Annotated in this window: 1 protein-coding gene; it reads right to left on the reverse strand. The window is 45.5% G+C overall.

Annotated elements, in window-relative coordinates:
- The coding region (locus tag R7044_RS28500; RefSeq protein WP_405540987.1) for an NAD(P)/FAD-dependent oxidoreductase at positions 1-365 on the reverse strand (365 nt) is incomplete at its 3' end.
- Positions 366-503: the final 138 nt, after the last annotated feature.

Consider the following 503-nt stretch of genomic DNA (forward strand, 5'->3'; position numbering starts at 1 on the left):
AGATTAGCAAGGCTAATAACGTGATTGTTTTCGTCATTATGCATGGGTTTAGGTGTGAGGAAGTGGGGCACACGTATATGATTAAGCTCCGTCGTTAGATAGAGAAAATCATCATGTTGAACGGGGGCAGAAACGGGTGCTCCCATTTCCTTCCAATTTGGGAAGAGCTCGTCTAAGGCGCGAGTCTCAAACACCGCGCCAGATAATATATGTGCGCCGACCTCAGAGCCTTTTTCTACCACACAAATTGACAGCGCTTCGCCTTCACGATCTTGGTTCAACTGTGCTAATCGACATCCTCCACTTAACCCCGCACGGCCAGCCCCGACGATCACCACATCAAACTCCATGCATTCACGTTCCATTTTTGTGCTTCCTTTTTATTTTCGTCATCTGGGTGACATTTTTCGTTTATATAGAAAACTATAGCTCAGTTAACGTTGACGTGAATTCGATGAGGGGTAGTCATAGCTTTGAAGCATGCAAGAGTGACATGTGTTTGA

It is taken from the genome of Vibrio sp. 1402 (genome assembly GCF_033340275.1).